The sequence below is a fragment of the Roseovarius aestuariivivens genome, from assembly GCF_004761875.1.
Classification (GTDB): domain Bacteria; phylum Pseudomonadota; class Alphaproteobacteria; order Rhodobacterales; family Rhodobacteraceae; genus Roseovarius; species Roseovarius aestuariivivens.
Genome location: NZ_SJEY01000010.1, coordinates 56,569 through 76,550, shown reverse-complemented (window position 1 = coordinate 76,550; position 19,982 = coordinate 56,569). Strand labels below are relative to the sequence as shown.

General features: G+C 66.0%; 23 protein-coding genes. 13 read left to right on the top strand and 10 right to left on the bottom strand.

Going from position 1 to position 19,982, the window contains the following annotated elements; all coding sequences use genetic code 11:
- Positions 1 to 30: 30 nt before the first annotated feature.
- From EZV60_RS15760 to EZV60_RS15740, 5 genes are all read left to right on the top strand, one after another.
- Positions 31 to 702, top strand: a complete 672-nt coding sequence (locus tag EZV60_RS15760; RefSeq protein ID WP_135506572.1) for a GntR family transcriptional regulator — start codon at positions 31 to 33, stop codon at positions 700 to 702.
- A 9-nt stretch (positions 703 to 711) separates the two neighbouring features.
- Positions 712 to 1,881 carry a cation:proton antiporter gene (locus EZV60_RS15755; RefSeq protein WP_135506571.1) on the top strand — a complete coding sequence of 390 codons (1,170 nt, stop codon included), beginning with the start codon at positions 712 to 714 and terminating at the stop codon, positions 1,879 to 1,881.
- A gap of 72 nt (positions 1,882 to 1,953) precedes the next feature.
- Positions 1,954 to 2,769, top strand: a complete 816-nt coding sequence (locus tag EZV60_RS15750) for a methyltransferase family protein (protein WP_135506570.1) — start codon at positions 1,954 to 1,956, stop codon at positions 2,767 to 2,769.
- On the top strand, positions 2,766 to 3,482 hold the full coding sequence (ubiG, locus tag EZV60_RS15745; RefSeq protein WP_135506569.1) for a bifunctional 2-polyprenyl-6-hydroxyphenol methylase/3-demethylubiquinol 3-O-methyltransferase UbiG: 717 nt from the start codon (positions 2,766 to 2,768) through the stop codon (positions 3,480 to 3,482). The genes EZV60_RS15750 and ubiG overlap by 4 nt, the downstream gene beginning before the upstream one ends.
- Positions 3,479 to 3,871 carry a DUF4149 domain-containing protein gene (locus tag EZV60_RS15740; RefSeq protein WP_135506568.1) on the top strand — a complete coding sequence of 131 codons (393 nt, stop codon included), beginning with the start codon at positions 3,479 to 3,481 and terminating at the stop codon, positions 3,869 to 3,871. The genes ubiG and EZV60_RS15740 overlap by 4 nt, the downstream gene beginning before the upstream one ends.
- On the opposite strand, the gene EZV60_RS15735 is transcribed toward EZV60_RS15740, so the two are convergent.
- The 6 genes from EZV60_RS15735 to EZV60_RS15710 form a co-directional block, all read right to left on the bottom strand.
- A complete protein-coding gene (locus tag EZV60_RS15735) occupies positions 3,868 to 4,830 on the bottom strand; it encodes an acetyl-CoA carboxylase carboxyltransferase subunit alpha (RefSeq protein WP_135506567.1) in 963 nt (320 codons plus the stop codon). The two genes, EZV60_RS15740 and EZV60_RS15735, sit on opposite strands and share 4 nt — an antisense overlap.
- Positions 4,831 to 4,879: 49 nt before the next feature.
- Positions 4,880 to 5,500: a hypothetical protein gene (locus EZV60_RS15730; protein ID WP_210115113.1), complete on the bottom strand. Its 621-nt coding sequence runs from the start codon at positions 5,498 to 5,500 to the stop codon at positions 4,880 to 4,882.
- A complete protein-coding gene (locus EZV60_RS15725) occupies positions 5,497 to 6,096 on the bottom strand; it encodes a LysE family translocator (RefSeq protein ID WP_210115112.1) in 600 nt (199 codons plus the stop codon). The genes EZV60_RS15730 and EZV60_RS15725 overlap by 4 nt, the downstream gene beginning before the upstream one ends.
- Before the next feature lie 164 nt (positions 6,097 to 6,260).
- On the bottom strand, positions 6,261 to 7,526 hold the full coding sequence (locus EZV60_RS15720) for an ABC transporter permease (protein WP_135506565.1): 1,266 nt from the start codon (positions 7,524 to 7,526) through the stop codon (positions 6,261 to 6,263).
- Positions 7,523 to 8,332, bottom strand: a complete 810-nt coding sequence (locus EZV60_RS15715) for a taurine ABC transporter ATP-binding protein (protein WP_135506564.1) — start codon at positions 8,330 to 8,332, stop codon at positions 7,523 to 7,525. Before EZV60_RS15715 ends, EZV60_RS15720 begins: the two co-directional genes overlap by 4 nt.
- An 89-nt stretch (positions 8,333 to 8,421) precedes the next feature.
- Positions 8,422 to 9,429, bottom strand: coding sequence for a taurine ABC transporter substrate-binding protein (locus tag EZV60_RS15710; RefSeq protein ID WP_135506563.1), 1,008 nt, complete (start codon positions 9,427 to 9,429; stop codon positions 8,422 to 8,424).
- A gap of 398 nt (positions 9,430 to 9,827) precedes the next feature.
- Between EZV60_RS15710 and EZV60_RS15705 the strand changes: the two genes are divergently transcribed.
- Positions 9,828 to 11,213, top strand: a complete 1,386-nt coding sequence (locus tag EZV60_RS15705) for an aminotransferase family protein (RefSeq protein ID WP_135506562.1) — start codon at positions 9,828 to 9,830, stop codon at positions 11,211 to 11,213.
- Between the two features lie 91 nt (positions 11,214 to 11,304).
- Here the strand turns inward: EZV60_RS15705 and EZV60_RS15700 are convergent, their stop codons facing one another.
- The 3 genes from EZV60_RS15700 to EZV60_RS15690 all read right to left on the bottom strand — a co-directional run bounded on the left by EZV60_RS15700 (position 11,305) and on the right by EZV60_RS15690 (position 12,655).
- A complete protein-coding gene (locus EZV60_RS15700) occupies positions 11,305 to 11,970 on the bottom strand; it encodes a YiaD family glycine zipper/OmpA-like lipoprotein (RefSeq protein ID WP_135506561.1) in 666 nt (221 codons plus the stop codon).
- 162 nt (positions 11,971 to 12,132) lie between these two features.
- Positions 12,133 to 12,291 carry a hypothetical protein gene (locus tag EZV60_RS15695; RefSeq protein WP_167853547.1) on the bottom strand — a complete coding sequence of 53 codons (159 nt, stop codon included), beginning with the start codon at positions 12,289 to 12,291 and terminating at the stop codon, positions 12,133 to 12,135.
- Between the two features lie 43 nt (positions 12,292 to 12,334).
- Positions 12,335 to 12,655 (bottom strand): 4Fe-4S dicluster domain-containing protein, encoded by a 321-nt coding sequence (locus EZV60_RS15690; RefSeq protein WP_135506559.1) that lies wholly within the window; start codon positions 12,653 to 12,655, stop codon positions 12,335 to 12,337.
- A gap of 223 nt (positions 12,656 to 12,878) precedes the next feature.
- Here EZV60_RS15690 and EZV60_RS15685 point away from each other — a divergent pair, with 223 nt between their 5' ends.
- The 7 genes from EZV60_RS15685 to EZV60_RS15655 all read left to right on the top strand — a co-directional run bounded on the left by EZV60_RS15685 (position 12,879) and on the right by EZV60_RS15655 (position 19,726).
- Complete coding sequence (locus EZV60_RS15685; RefSeq protein WP_135506558.1) at positions 12,879 to 13,529, top strand: histidine phosphatase family protein; 651 nt, start codon at positions 12,879 to 12,881, stop codon at positions 13,527 to 13,529.
- 104 nt (positions 13,530 to 13,633) lie between these two features.
- Positions 13,634 to 14,698, top strand: coding sequence for a saccharopine dehydrogenase (locus EZV60_RS15680; RefSeq protein ID WP_135506557.1), 1,065 nt, complete (start codon positions 13,634 to 13,636; stop codon positions 14,696 to 14,698).
- Positions 14,695 to 15,837 carry a saccharopine dehydrogenase family protein gene (locus EZV60_RS15675; protein ID WP_135506556.1) on the top strand — a complete coding sequence of 381 codons (1,143 nt, stop codon included), beginning with the start codon at positions 14,695 to 14,697 and terminating at the stop codon, positions 15,835 to 15,837. The genes EZV60_RS15680 and EZV60_RS15675 overlap by 4 nt, the downstream gene beginning before the upstream one ends.
- A gap of 299 nt (positions 15,838 to 16,136) precedes the next feature.
- Positions 16,137 to 16,793 carry a hypothetical protein gene (locus tag EZV60_RS15670; RefSeq protein ID WP_167853549.1) on the top strand — a complete coding sequence of 219 codons (657 nt, stop codon included), beginning with the start codon at positions 16,137 to 16,139 and terminating at the stop codon, positions 16,791 to 16,793.
- A gap of 313 nt (positions 16,794 to 17,106) precedes the next feature.
- Positions 17,107 to 18,630, top strand: coding sequence for an ATP-dependent DNA helicase (locus EZV60_RS15665; protein WP_135506554.1), 1,524 nt, complete (start codon positions 17,107 to 17,109; stop codon positions 18,628 to 18,630).
- Positions 18,627 to 19,340, top strand: a complete 714-nt coding sequence (locus tag EZV60_RS15660) for an SDR family oxidoreductase (RefSeq protein ID WP_135506553.1) — start codon at positions 18,627 to 18,629, stop codon at positions 19,338 to 19,340. The genes EZV60_RS15665 and EZV60_RS15660 overlap by 4 nt, the downstream gene beginning before the upstream one ends.
- Positions 19,341 to 19,381: 41 nt before the next feature.
- Positions 19,382 to 19,726: a DUF2794 domain-containing protein gene (locus tag EZV60_RS15655; protein ID WP_135506552.1), complete on the top strand. Its 345-nt coding sequence runs from the start codon at positions 19,382 to 19,384 to the stop codon at positions 19,724 to 19,726.
- 75 nt (positions 19,727 to 19,801) lie between these two features.
- Here EZV60_RS15655 and EZV60_RS15650 read toward each other — a convergent pair whose 3' ends face one another.
- On the bottom strand, positions 19,802 to 19,981 hold the full coding sequence (locus EZV60_RS15650) for a zinc-finger domain-containing protein (protein ID WP_135506551.1): 180 nt from the start codon (positions 19,979 to 19,981) through the stop codon (positions 19,802 to 19,804).
- Position 19,982: the final 1 nt, after the last annotated feature.

Here is a 19,982-nt window from a genome sequence, read left to right as displayed (position 1 = left end):
GCGCCTGCCATCTGTGATCACAAATGGCACATGAACGTCCCGCCCCGCCCCGATCCCGTCACGCCCGCAGCCGCCGCCCCGGCAAGCTCGGCGCATGACCGCGTCTATCGCGGGCTGCGCGGCCGTATCATGCATGGCGAACTCAGCCCCGGTCAGCCACTGACCCTGCGCGGCATCGGCGCCGAATACGGCGTCTCGATGACGCCCGCGCGCGAGGCGGTGCGCCGCCTGTCGGCCGAGGGCGCGCTCAGCGTTTCAAGCTCGGGCCGGGTCACCGCGCCGGAGCTTGGCAGCGAACGGATCGAGGAACTGGCCGCGCTGCGCGCGCTGATCGAGGTGGAGCTGGCCAGCCGCGCCCTGCCGCGCGCGCACATCGCGCTGATCGACCGGCTGCACCTCATCAATGCCCGTGTCGCCGACCAGATCGCCCATCAGGATGCGGTCGGCTATATCCGGGCCAACCTGGAATTCCACCGCACGCTTTACCTGCGCGCGCAGGCGCCCGCGATGCTGGCCATGGCCGAAACCGTCTGGCTGCAACTCGGGCCCACGATGCGCGCGCTTTACGGCCGGCTCCGCCAGAAAGAGCCGCCACGCTATCACCGGCTCATCATCGCCGCCCTCAAGGCCGGCGACGAGCCGGGCCTGAGGCTCGCGGTGCGGTCGGACGTGACGCAAGGCCTCAAGATGCTGCTGGGCTAGGTCGACCCCATGCCCGAACAAGCGCAGATCGCCACGCTTCTGATCGCCCTTGGTCTTCTGTTCCTGGCCGGTCTTGCCGCTGACTGGATCGGGCGGCGCACCCGCCTGCCCCGGGTGACGCTGCTGCTGGCCTGCGGGCTGATCGTCGGGCGACCCGGCCTGAACCTCGTCCCGCCCGAGGCGCAGGCGCTTTATGATTTCCTGTCGGTCACGGCCCTTACGATGGTGGCGTTTCTCTTGGGCAGTTCTCTCACCCGCGACACGCTGGCGCGGCACGGGCGGGCGATCCTGCTCATCTCGCTATCCATGGTGGTGGTCTGCGCGCTGGTGGTCACCGGGGGCCTGTGGCTTCTGGGATTGCCGGTGCAGGCCGCACTTCTGCTGGGGGCCATCGCCACGGCGACCGATCCGGCCGCCACGCAGGACGCTATCCGCCAATCCGGCGCCGAGGGTCCCTTTGTCGACCGGCTGCGCGGCATCGTGGCCATCGACGACGCCTGGGGGCTGATCGCCTTTTCACTGGCGGCGGTCCTCGCGCTGGCGCTGACCGGCACGACCGGCACGAACCAGCTCGCCCGCGCGGCATGGGAAATCGGCGGCGCGCTGGCGCTAGGCCTGGCGATCGGCTGGCCCGCGGCGATCCTGACCGGTCGGGTGCAGGAAGGCGAGCCGCTTCTGGTCGAGGCGCTGGGGGTCACGTTCCTGACCGCCGGGATCGCCATCTGGGCCGGGGTGTCGTTCCTGCTGGCGGGCATGACGGCGGGCGCGGTGGTGGCCAATGTCGCGCGCCATCACGACCGCGCCTTCCACGAGATCGAGCATATCCAGTGGCCCTTCATGCTGCTCTTTTTCATTCTTGCCGGCGCGTCGCTGGAGCTTGATCAGCTGCGTCAGGCCGGGCTGATCGGCGCGGGCTATATCGCGGCCCGTCTGGCCGGGCGCGTACTGGGCGGCTGGTTCGGCGCCTCGCTGGCGCGCACCTCCCGCCGGGAACGCCGCTGGTACGGGGTGGCGCTCTTGCCGCAGGCGGGCGTCGCGGTGGGCATGGCGCTGGTCGCGGCGCGCGACTTTCCCGAGCTGGGCGGCCTGATCCTGACCGTGACCGTCGGCACCACCGTCGCGTTCGAGCTTATCGGCCCGGCCCTTACCCTGATCGCTTTGCGCCGCACCGCGCGCTGAGCCAAGGCATAGACCGCGACCGATTGTCGGCCGCCCTAGAAGCGGCCCGCGCCCGGCCTAATTGCCACGTTCATGACCGAGCGTGTCCTTACCCCGCTGCAGCGTTTCTGGCAGCTTTTCACCGGCATCTTCCACCCGCCGCCCGGACGCGGGCGGATCGCCGTCGCGCTTCTTTATGGCGTGGTCTGTCACCTGACCTTCGCCGCCGGCGTGATCGCCATGATCGTCGCCATGTTCTTCGGGATGAGCGAAAGCTTCGGCACCGTGCCGAAGCCTTGGGCATGGCTGGCCAATGCTGCGCTCATTGCGCAGTTTCCGCTGGCCCATTCGCTTTTACTGACGAAACGCGGCATGGCGGCTCTCAACAAGCTGGGGCCGGCCCGCTACGGCAAGACGCTGGCCACCACCAGCTTTGCCATCATCGCCTCGCTGCAGCTTCTGGCGCTCTTCACGCTCTGGACGCCGTCGGGCATCGTCTGGTGGCGGGCCGAGGGCGCTGTCTTCTGGATCATTTGCGCCGCCTATGCCGGCTCATGGCTCCTGCTGATCAAGGCGAGCTATGATGCGGGCGCAGAGCTTCAGTCCGGCGCGCTTGGGTGGATGTCGCTCATCCAGAAGATCAAACCGCGCTTCCCCGACATGCCCACGACCGGGCTTTTCCGCCATATCCGGCAGCCCATCTACGTGTCCTTCGCGCTCACGCTCTGGACGGTGCCGGTCTGGACCCCCGATCAGCTTTTCCTCGCGATAAGCTACACCGCTTATTGCGTGGCCGCGCCCCGGCTCAAGGAAAAGCGGTTCTCGGGCATGTTCGGAGAGCGGTTCAAACGGTATCGCGCGCAGGTGCCCTACATGATCCCGAAACCCGGCCAGAGGTGGCGCGAATGAGAGACCCCAACCGCAACAAGCAAGAGATCTACGACGATGTCGCCGCCCACTGGTGGTCCGACGATATCCGCTGGGTCCGGACGCTGAAAAATCTGGTGCCCGCGCGGCTGTCGTTCTTCGACCGACAGATCGACTGGGCCGGCAAATCGGTGCTCGATCTGGGCTGCGCCGGCGGCTTCATGGCCGAGGCCATCGCGGAGCGCGGCGCAGAGATGACCGGGATCGACCCCGCCGCGGGCGCCATCGACGCCGCCCGCGCCCACGCGCGAGAGGAGGGGCACGAGATCCGCTATGACACCGGCGTCGGAGAGGACCTGCCCTATCGCGATGCCGCGTTCGACACGGTGGTCTGCGTCGATGTCCTCGAACACGTGTCGGATCTCGATCAGGTCCTGCGCGAGGTGATGCGCGTGCTGAAGCCCGGCGGGCTTTTCCTTTTCGACACGATCAACCGCAACCCCATCGCGCGGCTAGCGACGATCACCGTGGCCGAGGACATCCTCGGGCTTCTGCCCAAAGGCACGCATGATCCGGCGATGTTCATCAAACCCGCTGAACTGTCCGAGGCGATGACCCGCGCCGGTCTCATCCCCGGGCCGATGACCGGTCTCGGGCCGCGTGGGATCAACCGGCGGCTCGATTTTACCTTCGGCACGCTGCCAATGAAGACCGTGATCTATATCGGACGCGCCGACAAACCGGGGGCGACATGACCGAAATCGCACTTCTGCTCACCGCGCTGCTTTTCGGCGGCATGGTGCTTTATGCCTTCGGCTTCGCCGCGTTTCTCTTCACCGCGCTGCCCGCCGACACCGCCGGGCCGCTTCTGCGCCGGGCATTTCCGCATTTCTACCTCTTCGTCTTCGGCTGCGCGGTGCTGGCCGGTGCGCTGACGCTCCCGCTCGATCCGGTTTCGGCGGCGGTAATGACGGCCATAGCACTCAGCACCGTTTTCGCGCGGCAGGTCCTGATGCCCGCGATCAACGCCGCCACCGATGCGGGCAACACCCGCCGGTTCAAGCGTTTGCACGGGCTGTCTGTGGGGATCACGCTGGCGCATATCGCCGGCGCAGGCTGGATCCTGCTGCGTCTGGCCGGTTAGGCCGCGAGGCCCTTGGCGCCCATCTGCAGGAATTTCTCGCGCCGGTCGCGGATCAGGTCCTCGGGGGTCTTGCCTTTCAGCTCGTCCAGCATCGCCTGGATCGCCTTCCCGACCGCCCCGATGGCCGCCTTTGGGTCGCGATGCGCCCCGCCCAGCGGCTCGGGGATAACCCGGTCGGCCACGCCCAGCTTGATGAGGTCCTGCGCCGTCAGGCGCAACGCCTCGGCGGCCTCTCGCATCTTCTCGGAATCCTTCCACAGGATCGACGCGCAGCCCTCGGGCGAAATCACCGAATAGACCGAATGCTCCAGCATCGCCACGCGGTTGGCCGAGGCAAAGGCCACCGCCCCGCCCGATCCGCCTTCGCCGATGATGACCGACACAAGCGGCACGCCCAGACGCAGGCACATCTCGGTCGAGCGCGCGATGGCCTCGGACTGGCCGCGCTCTTCGGCGCCCTTGCCGGGATAGGCGCCGGGCGTGTCGACCAGCGTAATGACCGGCAGGCCGAAACGGTGCGCCAGATCCATCAGGCGGATGGCTTTGCGATAACCCTCGGGCCGGGCCATGCCGAAATTGCGCTCGATCCGGCTTTTGGTGTCGTGCCCCTTTTCGTGGCCGATCACCATCACCGGCACATCGTTGAACCGCGCCAGCCCGCCCATCACGGCCTGGTCATCTGCGAAATTCCGATCTCCCGCCAGGGGCGTGTACTCGGTGAACAGCGTCTCAATGTAATGCTGGCAATGCGGCCGCTCGGGGTGGCGCGCCACCTGGCATTTGCGCCACGGCGTGAGGTTCTTGTAGAGATCGCGCAGCATGTCAGCGGCCTTGCGGTCCAGCCCGCCGGCCTCGGCCTCCACGTCCATGCCCTCGCCCGACCGCGCCATCGCGCGCAGTTCTTCGGCCTTGCCTTCGATCTCGGCCAGCGGCTTTTCAAAGTCGAGGTAATTGGTCATGCCCGGGCTCTCCTTTGGTCAAGGGCATATATGGAATGGCGCGGGGGGATCAACTGGCTTGTGCCGCAAGCCCCGCGCGCAGCGCCAGCTCGGGCGAACTCAGCACCGGCACGCCCAGATCCGCCAGCAGGGGCGCGGCCCCCGCCATCGACACCTGCGCCAGGATCACGCCCGCCGTCTCGGGATGCGCGGCGACGGCCTGCCGGATTTCCCCCGCGATCACGGCGGCAAAGGCGTCAAGCTCCCCGGCTTCGAACAGCGGCCAGTAGGGCACCAGCGGCAGCGGCAATACCTTTTGGGGCGTGCCCGCCGCCTCCAGCGCCCGGTCCAGAAGCGCCACGCTCGGCGCGGCGGCGCTTTCCAGACAAAAGGCCAGCATCACCGGGCCTTGAAGCGCGGCGGCGGCCTGCATCATGGGCCAGTCGACCCGGATCGCGCCCAGCATCTCGGCCATCGGGCCAAGGGTCGTGCAGGTGCAGATCACCGGCCCCGTGGCGCGCCCGATCGCCCCGGCAAGATCCGCCTCCAGCGTCGGATCGTCCTTCTGCGCCCGCGCAAGCCAGCCGGGCCGCACCACGTGGCGCAGCCCTGTCCCGGGCGCGATCCGGTCGCGCAGCGCGTCAAAAGTGGCGCGATGCACCTCGGCGGTATGCAGCAGGATCAGCGTCATGATCCGGGCAGTAGCACGGGAATAAGCGTCGCCACCAGCAGGATCGCCATCACCCGGTTGAAGATCCGCAGCCGCGCCTCGCTGCGCAAAAGCCGCCCCATCTGTTGGCCCAGCACGGTCCAGCTTGTGACCGACACGGTGGACACCAGCACATAGGTGCCGGCCACCCAGATCACCGCGCCCAGATCCCGGCTGGCGGCATAAAGCGTGATCGCCGACAGCGCCATGGACCAGGCCTTGGGATTGACCCACTGGAACGCCGCCGATTGCAGGAAGGTCAGCGGTCGGCCCTCGGTTCTGGCTTCTTTCGGGGGCGCGGCATTGGCGATCTTCCAGGCGAGGTACAGCAGATACGCGACGCTCAGGATCTTGAGGAGGATGTAGCTGACGGGCCAGAGATCGAAGAGCTGCATCACACCCACGCCGACCAGCAGAACCATGGTCGGAAAACCAAGCCCGATGCCCAGCATATGCGGCACCGTGCGGCGAAAGCCGAAATTCGCGCCCGACGCCATCAGCATCAGGTTGTTGGGCCCCGGCGTGATCACGGTGACCAGCGCGAAGACGAAAAGCGCGGTATAAAGTTCAAGCGTCATGCCCGCTAAATTAGGCATCGCACGCCCAAGGAAAACCGGTTTCGGCCGTCTTGCGCATCAAGATTTGCACACCCGGCATCACAGACGCTGAACCGGCTTTCGTCCTGGTCGAAATACCGTGTGGGCCGCGCCCCCTTTCCCCGGCGTCCGGGGCGTGCGCTGCGTCAGACGCGCCCTTTCCACGGCACAAGCCACGTCTCGGCCTTGCGCATCAGGATATCGATACCATAGCCGATGACCCCAATCAGGATGATGCCCATGATCACGATATCCGTGAGCTGAAAGCGGCTCGCGACCATGATCATCATGCCCGCGCCCTTCTCGGCGGCGACCAGTTCCGCGGCCACCACCGTGCCCCAGCAGACCCCCATCGCCACCCGCGCTCCGGTGAAGATCTCGGGCAGCGAATTCGGCATGATCACGTATCGCATCAGCTGCCACTTCGAGGCGCCAAGCGAATAGGCCGCATGCACCTTGGAAATCGCCACGCCCGACACGCCCGCCCGGGCCGAGATGGTCATGATCCAGAGGGCCGCGAGAAACAGCAGGATGATCTTGCCGGTCTCGCCGATCCCCGCCCAGATGATCACCAGTGGGATAAGCGCCAGCGGCGGCACCGGCCGCATGAATTCCACGATCGGGTCGAACCAGCCCCGGAACCAGTCCGACAGGCCCATCGCATAGCCCAGCGGGATGCCCACCAGCGCACCGAAGAAGAAGCCGACAATCACCCGGAAAAGCGACCAGTAAAGATGCTCCCACAGGGTGAAGTTCTGATAGCCTTCGCTGGCGATTTCCCCCACCCGGGCCACCACGGCCTCGGGCGGCGGCAACCAGATCGGCTCCATCTGCATGCCCTTGGCCGGCGCAAAGTTAAGCGACCCTTTCGACGTGATCGCGACCGTACCGTCAGCCACGCGCACGGTGTCGCCCGGGTTGACCGCCTGGCCGTCGATGGCGATCACCTTGGCGCCGTCCTTGCGCGTCACCTCGTCGTTGCGATCCATCAGGATGAGGTCGGAGCGCCACGCGCCCACGGCGATCGAATCGTTCTTGGCAAAGCCGTCCCCTGCGTCAACCTCGGCCGGGTCCACGTCCTGCCCGACCTCGAAGACCCGCGCATAAACCGTGGCGTCGTCGGTGGCGCCATCCGGCCCCTCCAGCGTGTAGGTGAACGACGTCTCGCCGATGAACGGCCCGGGCGCGTGGATCGGCACCCATTTCGACCCGGTGAACGCCCCCCAGAGCAGGAACACCGTGACCACCGAAATGACACTCGCCCAGCGGTCGGGCCGCACGGCGCTTTCGTCGCCGAAGGTCACCGTCTTGAGCGAAGTGAAATCCTTCATCTGGCGGAATTTCCGCACGCCGAAGCGCACGACGAAGAAGGACGCGACGAATATGACGATATAGATGATCAGGATGGTCATGCGTCGGCCTCCTCGGTGCGACCCATGATCTCTTCCTCCATGTCCCAGATCATCGACAGGATCTCCTCGCGGCGTTCGCCGAATTCGGGGTTCTTCTTGACCTCTCGCAGGTCCTTGCCCACACCCTCGTCGGCGAAGGGCAGGCGGTATTCCTTGTGGATGCGTCCCGGGCGCGGCGCCATGACCAGCAGGCGTTCGCCCAGCAACAGCGCCTCTTCGACCGAGTGGGTGATCAGGATGATCGTCTTGCCGGTCTCCTTCCAGAGCTTCAGCACCAGCCCCTGCATCTTCTCGCGCGTCAGCGCGTCCAGCGCACCCAGCGGTTCGTCCATCAGGATCACATCCGGGTCATTGGCCAGGCACCGCGCCAGCGCCACGCGCTGCTGCATGCCGCCCGACAGCTCGTAAACCGCCTTTTCCTTGAAATCCTTAAGGCCGACCACGTCGAGCAGGTGATTGACGTTGCCCTCGTATTCGGCGCGCTTCTGCCCCTTCATCCGAGGGCCGAAACTTACGTTGTCGCGCACGCTCATCCATTCGAACAGCGCGCCTTGCTGAAAGACCATGCCGCGCTCGGCGTCCGGGCCGGTCACCTGGTGCCCGTTGAGCACGATCTGCCCGTCGGTGGGCGCGAGGAATCCCGCCACGATATTGAGAAGCGTGGTCTTGCCACAGCCCGACGGGCCCAGCACGCTCATCAGTTCGCCCGATTGCAATTCAAGCGAAACATCCTTGAGCGCCTGCACATGCCCGCCATTCGGCAGGTCGAACCGCATGGACACCTTGTCGATGGTTAAAGCAGACATCCCGCCCCCGTTCCTGTGAACTTGTTTCTTGGCGTCGCGCGGGCCGCCCAAACGGCCCGCGCGCGTGTCAGGTCACGGTCGCGCCGGCATCACATGCCGCTGGCGTCCTCAAGCGGGCCGATATTGACGTTGTCGGCATAGGTCTCGAGCGCGGCATCGATCGAGCCGGCCTCGACGAACACGTCCGCCACACCCTTCATGAACTCCTGTGCACCGCCGCCAAGCCACTTGGCGCCCAGCTGCTCGTCCACGCCGGGGAAGACGAAGGTTTCCATGGTCGCGGCAGTGGCCTCTTCATCCATGCCCGCGTCCTTGGCGATCACGGGCAGCATCTTGTCCACGCCCTCGCCCGAGTTCCACATCTCGTTGGCCTCGGCCGTCACGGCCAGGAACTTCGCCACGACGTCGGGATTCTCCGCAATGTAAGCCGCCGGTCCGCTGGTCACGTCGAAGACGAGAATGCCCAGCTCTTCCTTCTCGGCGCCGGTCAGCAGGACGTTGCCGTGCTCCTTCATGCGGCGCAACGAGCCGCCCCAGCCGCAGGCCATGTCCACCGCGCCCTGCGCGATAGCGGCGGCACCCTCTGGCGGGGCCATGTTGACCACGTCCATGGTCGAGATATCGACGCCGAAATGGTCCATCTGCTTGAGGAAGCCATAATGCGCGGCGGTGCCCAGCGGCACGGCAACCTTCTTGCCTTCCAGCTCGCCGGCGCTGTCCTTGTCGATCTCGAGCTCTTCGCGCACCACGCAGTTGTCGTTCTCGGCATAGCTCACGGCCACATCGACGATCTGCAGGTCCTGGCCCGCGCTGGTGGCCACAACGAAGGGCGGCACGCCCTGGCTGACGGACAGCTGCACATCGCCTGACGCCATCGCGGCGCTCATGGCGGTGCCGGTATCGAAGGCGCGCCAGTTGACGGTCATGCCCAGCGCATCGTCATACATGCCTTCCACCTTGGCGTACTGGAACGGCATCGGCCATTCGAGGAAATAGCCCACGGTGATTTCGCCATGCGCCTCGGCCCAGGCCCCGGTCGCGCCCGCGATCATGGCGGCAGAGGCCGCAGCGGACATCAGTTTGGTTTTCAGTGTCATTGGTGTCGTTCTCCCTTTGGACGTCGGTTTATTCTTGTGTTCTTGCCGCCTTGCCGGATCCGGGAGCACAACAGCCCGCTGCCACACCCCGCCCCGGTGGCGGATGCGCGATCATCCGAGCCGAATTTCGCCCTTCGATCAATGATTTTATGCCGCAGGTTCCGGTTGTTTCGCGTTTCGCCAAAAGCCGCTTCGGATTATCAGGCAGCCGAAGCGCCCGTTTTTTCCCGGATTTCGGGCCGCGCCCTGCGGCTGGCGCGGGCGTCTGGATATAGCTAAAGCCCCGATCTGGCCCTATCGACATGACGCAAAAGCAGGCTGATAATGCGCATAGATCGCGCAGGAGACCTGCGCTGGACCCCGGCCCGCCCGCCGGGCTTTACCCGATGGAGCATCTCATGGATGGCAACCTGCTGAACGATATCGACAAAGTCGTGGACTCCGACCGCGCGCATGTCTGGCATCACCTGATTCACCACAAACCCTTCGAGACCGGCGCGCCCAAGATCATCGTCGAGGGCAAGGGCATGCATGTCTGGGATCAGAACGGCAAGAAACATCTCGACGGCGTGTCCGGCGGGGTCTGGACCGTGAATGTCGGCTACGGGCGCGAACGCATCGCCAACGCGGTCCGCGACCAGCTGATCAAGCTGCCCTATTTCGCGGGCTCCGGCGGGTCCATTCCCGGGGCGCTCTTCTCCGAGAAACTGATCTCGAAAATGCCGGGCATGAGCCGGGTCTACTACACCAATTCCGGCACCGAGGCGAACGAGAAAGCCTTCAAGATGGTCCGCCAGATCGCGCACAAGCTTTATGGCGGCAAAAAGCACAAGATCCTCTACCGCGACCGCGATTATCACGGCTCGTCCATCGGCGCGATGTCGGCGGGCGGCCAGGATCAGCGCAATATTCAGTACGGCCCCTTCGCGCCCGGTTTCGTGCGGGTGCCGCATTGCCTGGAATACCGCGCCCAGTGGGATCTGGAGGGCGAGGCCTACGGTGTGGCCGCCGCCAATGCCATCGAGGAGGTCATTCTTGCCGAAGGGCCCGACACCGTCGGCGCGCTCTGCCTGGAGCCGGTGACCGCCGGCGGCGGCGTCATCACCCCGCCCGAAGGCTACTGGCCCCGCGTGCAGGAGATCTGCCGCAAATACGATATCCTGCTGCATATCGACGAGGTCGTCTGCGGCGTGGGCCGCACGGGCACCGAATGGTTCGGCTATCAGCATTACGGCATCGAGCCCGATTTCGTGACCATGGCCAAGGGCGTCGCCTCGGGCTACGCCGCCATCGCCTGCTGCGTGACGAACGAAAAGGTGTTCGACATGTTCAAGGGCAACATGGACGATCCGCTCGATTACTTCCGCGACATCTCCACCTTCGGCGGCTGCACCGCGGGCCCGGCGGCGGCGCTGGAAAACATGGCGATCATCGAGGAAGAGGGCCTGTTGGAAAACACCACCGCGATGGGCAACTACATGCTCGACCAGCTGCACGGCCTTGCCGACAGGCACGCCGTCATCGGCCATGTGCGCGGCAAGGGGCTTTTCCTCGGGGCCGAACTGGTCTCGGACCGCACCACGAAAGAGCCCGCACCGGAAAAGATGGTGCAGGCCGTGGTCAAGGACTGCATGGAGCAGGGCGTGATCATCGGCGCGACCAACCGGTCCGTGCCGGGCTTCAACAACACGCTGTGCTACTCGCCCGCGCTGATCGCCACCAAAGACGATATCGACGAGATCGTCGCGGCAACCGACGCGGCCCTGACGCGGGTCTTCGGCTGACCAAACTGCGCGATACCGCGCATCTTAAAGAAACCAAGGCCCCGCGCGGATCACCTCCGCGCGGGGCTTTATTCATGGGCCAAAGACCGCGTCAGGCGGCGTTGGGCAGGATCACGATCTCGACCCGCCGGTTCTGGGCGCGGCCCACATCCGTGAGGTTCGACGCCACCGGCTGATCCTCGCCGCGCCCGTAGGTGCGGATCCGGCCAAAGGCCACGCCGCCGTCCATCAGAACGTCCGCAACCGCGTTGGCGCGCCGCTCGGACAGCGCCTGGTTATAGGAGGCCGCGCCGGTGTTGTCGGTGTGGCCCACCACCTGCACCGAGCTGTCGGGATAATTCTGCAGGCTGCGCGCGACGGTCAGAAGATCGCTGCGCAGGCCCGGATTGACGTTCGAGCTGTCCACCGCGAACAGGATATCCTGCGGCATCGTCACGATCAGGCGATCGCCGGTATTGGTGATCCCGATATTGGAATTGTCGAGATTCTGACGCAACTCGGCCTCTTGCCGGTCGAGCATGTTGCCGTAGGCCGCGCCGCCCGCCGCGCCAAGCGCGCCGCCGATCACCGCGCCCTTGGCCTTGTCGTCGCTCACCACGGCGCCCACGCCGGCGCCGATGATCCCGCCCAGCAGCGCGCCCTGGCGGGCCTTCTGGTTGGGGTCCTGGCCGTCAAGATGGGCAGGGTTCGTACAGGCCGCCAGGCTCAGCGCCGACAGGCCGGCCACAAGAAATGCGGGGGTGCGGAATTTGGTCATGGTCTCGTGCCTCATAGTCTGCGCCCCGTCTGCCGGGGCTTTGGCGGGCAATCTAAGCAATAGCCCGCCGATCCCCAAGCGCATTCTACGGGGAATTCGGCGGCAATCCGCGCAGATCGCCACGCGCGCCCGCAGCCCCCGCGCGGATACCCGCCCCGCGCCTCAGCCGATCGCGGTCCGCAGAACGGGCAACAGCGCCGCGGCGCCAATCCCGACCGCAGCACCCACCAGCAACCGCGAACGGGCGCTCGGCAGGGCTGGCGCGGCAAAGCTCAGACCGGCGCAGATCGCCGCGTAATAAAGCAGCGTCACGACATCCACGATCCACTCCCTTCCAACTGGTCCGGGCCGACGGGCGCGCGCGTCAAAGCGCGCGCAGCGTGGCCTCCGCCTCGCGTTCAAGCCGCATCGTGCGGTCAAGTCCCCGCCGCGTAGCCGGCGTCAGCGGGATCGCGCCCTGCGCACAGACATCCGCGCAAAGACCGCACAGGCCACAGCCCAGCGCCTCGGCGAAACGCGGCAGCCCGTCAGCGTCGAGGCGCAAAAGATCGGACGGGCAGACCTCCACGCAATCTCCGCAGCCCACGCAACTTTCGCGCACGCCCAGATAGGTCGCGCCGGGCGGCAAGCCGCCCACGCGCCCGGTCAGACGCGTCTCCTCCGGGGGATCTTGAATTTCGAACATGCTGGGGCCTCCCTCGCGTTGCGGGCCCGACCGGATCGGGCCACGCTGCCACGCCCGGCCTGAGTGTATCCGATTCGTCGGCATTTTGCTCGACAAGCGTCAACGCGGCCGCGAACCCGGGGCGATCCGCCTGGCAATGCTCTGCCGCAAGGGTCTTTCCCCACCCGCCCACCGGCGCTAGGTAAGCGTTCGTAATCCCGCCCCAACCCGACGGAGCCGCCCCTTGTCCGACCTTCTTCTCGTCCGCCACGGCCAGGCCATGAGCCACGCCACCGACGAGGCCGGCTATGACCGCCTGTCGGAACTCGGCCATGTCCAGGCGGGCTGGCTCGGCGCGCATCTGCGCGGCGCGGGCCACCGCTTCGACCGGGTGGTGACCGGCACGCTCACGCGCCAGCAGGAAACGGCCCGCGCCATGGGGCTCGAAATCACCGATATCGACCCCCGCCTCGACGAGCTCAGCTATTTCGCCCTCGCCGGCGCGATGCAGACCGAGCACGGCATCCCCGCGCCCCGCGACGCGACCGAATTCGCGATGCACCTGCCGCAGGTCATCACCTATTGGGCCACGGGCCGCCTTTCGGGCTGTCCCGAACCCTATGACGCGTTCGCCGCCCGCGTGACGGCGGCGATCGACGCGTTGACAGCGCTGTCGGGGCGCAGCCTTGTCGTGACCTCGGGCGGCGTCATCGGCATGGCCATCCGCCATACGCTCGGGCTTGACGAGCCGAACATGGCCAAGATCATGCTGCAGATCCTCAACAGCTCGATGCACCGCCTGCACCATGTGCACGGCACGCTGATGCTGGGCGGGTTCAACGCCACGCCGCATCTCGACGCGCCCGACCGCGCCCACGCCCGCACCTTCGTCTAACCGGGCGGCCCGGGGGCGCGGCCTCCGCACGCCGCGCCGCTTGCAGCGCGCGGCGGGCGGGTCTACCACATGGCGCAGGTTCCGCATCACGAAGATCACCGTCCATGACCCATCTCTGGCTGCGCGCCGAACAGCGCGACAACGAAGACCGCACCGGCCTCACGCCGGACGGGGCGGCCACGCTTCTGGCCAAAGGCATGAAGGTCAGCGTCGAGGACAGCCGCGACCGCGTGATTCCCACCCGCGCCTACGCCGAGGCGGGCTGCGAGATCGTCGCGGCGCATAGCTGGCCATCGGCGCCGCGCGACGCGCTTGTCTTCGGGCTCAAGGAACTGCCCGACGACGGCACCCCGCTCGTGCATCGCCACATCATGTTCGGCCATGCCTTCAAGGGTCAGCATGCCGGCCAGCGCCTTCTGGCGCGCTTCCGCGCCGGGGGCGGCACGCTCTACGATCTGGAATACCTCACCGACGAGACCGGCCGCCGCGTGGCCGCCTTCGGCTACTGGGCGGGCTATGCGGGCGCGGCGGTGTCACTCCTGGCCTGGGCCGCGCAACAGCGCGGGCGGATCTGCCCGCCGGTCTCCGCCTATGCCGACCAAGAGGCGCTTCTGGCCGATCTCGCGGCCACGCTCGACGCCACCGGCGCGCCTCGCCCGACCGCCATCGTCATCGGCGCGCTCGGCCGCGTCGGCACGGGCGCGGCCGATCTCTGCACCGCGATGGGGGTGGCGACGACCCGCTGGGATCTCGCGGAGACCGCCCATGGCGGGCCTTTCCCTGAAATCCTCGACCACGATCTTTTTCTCAACTGCATCTTTGCGCGCACCGGCACGCCGGTTTTCGTGCCGCGCGCCGCGCTGTCGCAGCCGCGCCGCCTGACCGTGATCGGCGACGTCGCCTGCGATCCGGACAGCGATTACAACCCGGTGCCGGTCTACGACGCCGCCACCACCTGGGACGCGCCCGCCACCCGCGTGCATCACGCCCCGCCGCTCGACGTGATGGCGATCGACAACCTGCCCTCGCTTCTGCCGCTGGAATCCTCGCAGGACTATGCACACCAACTCTTGCCCTCTTTGCAAAGCTTGGACAATCTGGACGCGGGCGTCTGGGCCCGCGCTGCGGAGATCTTCCGCGCGCATGCTTGGGGGGAGGACACGGCATGACGATCCATTGGTGCGGCACGGGGCTGTCGGCGCTGCCGGGCCTGCGCCGCCTGATCTCGGCGGGGCAGGACGTCACCGTCTGGAACCGCACGCTGGAAACCGCGCAAAAGGCGGTGGGCGATCTGACCAACCGCGTGCGCGCCTTCGATTTCGACACGCTCAGCGCCGAGGTGACCGAAGGCGACGTGGTCGTGTCCATGCTGCCCGGCGACTGGCACGTGCCGCTGGCCGAGATGTGCATCAACAAGGGCGCGCATTTCGTGTCGTCCTCCTACATCTCGCCCGAGATGCGCGACCTGCACGCCAAGGCGCTCCTGCGCGGGGTGTCCTGCGTCAACGAGATCGGTCTCGATCCGGGCATAGACCACCTGATGGCCCACCATCTCGTGGCCGAATACCGCGCCTCGGACGCTTTCAACCCGGAAAACGACCTCAGTTTCCTCAGCTATTGCGGCGGCATCCCCAAGCACCCCAACCCCTTCCGCTATAAATTCAGCTGGTCGCCGCTTGGCGTGCTCAAAGCGCTCCGCTCGCCCTCCCGCTCGATCCGCGACTTCAAGGAACTCAACGTCGCGCGGCCCTGGGATGCGCTCTCATCCTACACCGCCCCCCTGCCGGACCCGGAAACCTTCGAGGTCTACCCCAACCGCGATTCCGTGCCCTTCCTCGACGATTACGGGTTCGAGCCGAGCTGGCGCGTGAAGGAATTCGTGCGCGGCACGCTGCGGCTCGACGGCTGGTCAAGGGCCTGGTCGGATGTCTTCGCCGAGATTGAAACTCTGGAAGGCGACGCCGGCGAGGCCCGGATGCGCGAGATGTCCGACGCGTTCTGGCGCCAGAACGCCTATGACAAGGGCGAGCCCGACCGCGTCGTTCTGTGCGTCTCGCTCAAGGCCGAGCGGGGCGAGGACGTGGTCTGGCACAAGACCTTCGTGATGGACGCCTGGGGCGACGAGCACGGCACCGCGATGGCGCGCCTCGTGTCGATTCCCGTCTCCATGGCGGTCGAGGCCGTTCTGGCGGGGGAAATCCCCCCCGGCGTCAGCCCCGCCCCAAGCGATCCCGCCCTTGTCGAACGCTTTCTCGACAAGGTGGGCGATCTCGCCCAGCATCTGCAGGTGGTCGATCACCTCGGCTGACAGACGCCGGCGGCTCCTTCATCGCGTTTTCTGGCTGGCAAGGCGAAACCGGGGAGTTCTGAGGCCGAGATCCCTTCGGCTCATGCACCAGGCTCCAAACTGCATCGCTCATGTAGGGCTGATCGTGGGCCTGCAATATTCTTTGCGCGGCCCTCGTGTCCGTCGAAGCGTTCAAACGAACCAGAGATGCGCTCGATGAGAAATACCTTCGCGTTTCCGAGGATTTCGCAGTATTATGGGGTAATTCATATAAATAAAGGGGGATTAACATGTTCAAGACATTGGCCGCAGCCGCGCTATTGAGCGCGAGCCTGACGAGCGCAGCAAGTGCGACGACGTTTTATTTCGATGAAGCAACCTATTTCAGCGCGACAGGCGCGGTGGCGGTCCCTTTGCCCAATCTCGGCAACGTTGGGTCCACCTTCTCCACCGGCGGGTTGACCTTCTCGAGCTTTGGCAGCGCAACCGATCTCTTCAGTGGCACGTCCGGCTTTGAGGGAACGTTCGGCCCCGATTTCGCCCCTGCCATTTCCGGCAACGACCTCGCCATTTCGGGGCCCGAGAATTTCGCGATCGACTTCGGCTCGAGTGTCGCCGCCTTCAGCTTCAAGGCCTTCGAACCGACCGTGTCCGGTCCTGCCAGTCCCTTTTCCGGACCGACGTGCAATGCGCCGTGTTTCGATACAAGCTTCGACATCTCTCTGTTCAGACAGGGCGTCAAAATCACGAATGTGACCTTCTTCCCCTTTGACGATACCCCGACATTCCTCGGCATCTTAGAACCCGGTGGATTCGACCGGGTGGTGTTCACCGATCTGACCGGGACTGTAGACAATGAATTCTTCGGCGAATTCTCGGCGGCAGGCCTCAGCACCGTGCCCGCACCGGCGCCCCTGGTCCTGCTCGCAAGCTGTCTTGGTATCCTCGGCTTCTGCCGTCGCCGGCGGAACTTCTGATACCGACACCGGCGGTTCCGATCAGGAAACGAGGTGTGGCAGCCGGCCACCGAACTTTATGAGCGTTCCAGCTCTCCGATCTACGGAGACCCCGCACGCGAAAAATAGGGCTGGCTGACGGCAAAGCTTAACGTATCCCAGCGCGGACCAGACAGATCACCCCGGTGTACGGCCTGTGTACAGCTTGTGTACCAATGTCACAGCCCGCTTTCGTCCTCTCCGATCATGGTAAACGCGCCGTCCGTTGCACCCCGCTATAATTTCCGGACGAACCGCTCTGGCCCCTCCTCTGGCCCGGCGCTAGTGTCCCGCCATGGCTCAGACCGCGCTCACATATTCCCCAGATCAGGCCGAGGCGCATGACCGCATCGCCGAGGCCCTGCGCGGCGTGGGCGTCGATCTCGACAACGCCATCCTGACGCCCCCGCGCGAAGGCAAATCCGGCGTCATGGCCGTCGTGGGCAAGGCCGGGTCGGGGAAAACCCTTTTGCTGGCAAGCCTTTACGAGGCGCTGGAAGAGGCGGGTGTCGAAATCGTCTCGGGCGACTGGGAAGGCCGCCGGCGCCGCGACCGCCGCACGCTCGCCATCCTCGCGCCCACCAACAAGGCCGCCAGCGTCCTGCGCATGCGCGGCGTGCCCGCCACCACCATTCACCGCATCCTCTATACGCCCGTCTACGATCCCGAATACGAAAGAATCGCCGAATGGCTCGCCGGACAAGGCGAAAAGCCCGAGATCGAAGGCCTTACCGAAGACGCCCTCAATCGCGCTAAAGCCTTCTACAGAATGCATAAATCCATCCCCGGCGCCCTCGCCGCGGCGGGCCTCAGGGGCTCGGATTTCATCACCGGCTGGAAGCGCCGCGAAGAGCCATTGGACATCGGCTTCATTGACGAGGCCTCCATGCTCGACGACCGCCAGTTCGAGGATCTCAAGGAAATCTTCCCCACCCTCCTGCTCTTCGGCGACCCTGCCCAGCTTGCGCCTGTGAACCAGTCCGGCTCCATGGTCTTCGACGCCCTGCCCGCCCCGTCCAAACTGACGCTGAACCGCGTGCACCGGCAGGACGCCGACAATCCGATCCTCGATCTGGCACACGCCCTGGCCGACCCAGAGGTCGATTTCCACGCCTTCGAACACATGGTGGAAGACGCCGCCAAACGCGACGAACGCGTGCAATGGGCCGAACGCGTCAAGGTCGACCTCATGGCCCGCAGCCCCGTTCTCGTCTGGCGCAACGCCACCCGCATCCGCCTCATCACGGCCTTCCGCGCGGTGCACGCCGCGCCGGAAACAGAGCTTCTGGAAGGCGAGCCGCTGATTTGCGACGGGCTTGAATTGCCGTTGAAACACAGGAAGAAACGCCTCGACCTCGAGGCGCGCGGCCTCATCAAGGGCGCGCAGGTGATTTATCTGGGACCGGGGCGGAAACCCGGATTCTCGCGGCTGCACGTCATCGGCGCCGAGGACCCAAGGGTCAGCGCGGCCAGCATCGTCAAGATCGAGAAACCCGACGAGGAAGAGCCCTTCATCCCCTACGCCGCCCGCATGGGCGCCACGTTCCTGCACGGCGCGGCGGTCACGATCCACAAGGCGCAAGGCTCGCAATGGCGCGACGTGCAGGTCTTCGCACCGGATATCTATGCCGCCTCCCGCATGGGCCGCACAGAAGCCGGGCAGCCGCTCTGGAAGCGCCTCGCCTACGTGGCCATCACCCGCGCCGAGGAACGCCTGCACTGGGTTGTGCGCAATCGCCTGTCGAAACCGACCGGCCCATTGCGCATAGATGACCTGAAAGCCGCGGCGGTGCCCTTAGAGTTGGAGTCAGAGACATGAAAACCGCGATCGTGACAGGCGCCAGCTCGGGCATCGGGCGCGCCACGGCAGAGGTGTTGCTGGACGCCGGATGGCAGGTGGGCCTCGTCGCACGACGCGCCGACCGGCTGGGCGAAATTGCCGCGGGCCACGCCCACGCCACCGCGCTGCCCGCGGATGTCACCGATCCGCAGGCGATGGAGGCCGTCTTTCAGGATTTCATCGCCCGCACAGGCCGGCTTGACCTGCTCTTCAACAATGCCGGCACCTTCGGCCCGGCCAAAGCGCCCGACGCCGTCACGGTCGAGGAGTTCGACGCGGTTATGGCCGTGAACCTACGCGGCATGTTCATCACCGCGCGGCTGGCCTTTGCACAGATGCGCGCGCAGGACCCGCGGGGCGGCCGGATCATCAACAACGGCTCGATCTCGGCCCACGTGCCGCGCGAAAACTCGATCTGCTACACCACGTCGAAACACGCGATCACCGGCATGACTCGCTCGCTTTCGCTCGACGGGCGCGATCTCGATATCGCCTGCGGCCAGATCGATATCGGCAACGCCGAAAGTGAGCTTGTAGCAGGCCTGAAACAGGCCAATCCCGGCATGCCCACGATGGACGTCTCCGACGCGGCGCGCTCGGTTCTGCACATGGCCAACCTGCCGCTCAATGCAAATGTGCAGTTCATGACGGTGATGGCCACGCGTATGCCCTATATCGGGCGCGGCTGAATTGTCTTGATTTGCGGCGTCAGAGCGGCAAGTCTTGGGTCATGACCTTCCAGCCCCCCACTCCCTTCCCGGGCGCGCAGGACGCAGGCCAGGTGGCGTTCCACCGCACCGAGCTCGCGGTGATCCTGTCGCTCTACGGGCGCATGGTCGCGGCGGGCGAATGGCGGGATTACGGTATCTCTTCGTTGAGCGACGTGGCGATTTTCTCGGTCTTCCGCCGCACCGCGGAACACCCGATGTACCGGATCGAAAAACGCCCAAAACTGCGGACGCGACAGGGCGAATATGCCGTGATCGGCATGGACGGGCGCGTCCTCAAGCGCGGCCACGACCTTAAAACCGTGCTGCGCGTGCTCGACCGCAAGCTCATCCGCGCAGTCGACTGACGCGGCTCCTGAGGCGGCGCGACTGCGACGCCGAGACAAAATGCGCACCGCAGGCGCACCTTTTGCCTGACGGCTTCAAACCTTGCCTTCGAAATCCTTGTGGACAAGCTTGGCGTCGCAATAGGGACATTCGACAAATCCCGTCTCGCGCGGGATCGAGAGCCACACCCGGGGATGGCCGAGCGCGCCCTCCCCGCCGTCGCAGGCCACGCGCCAGGTGTCGACGATGCGGGTTTCGGGGGCTTGTGTCACCATC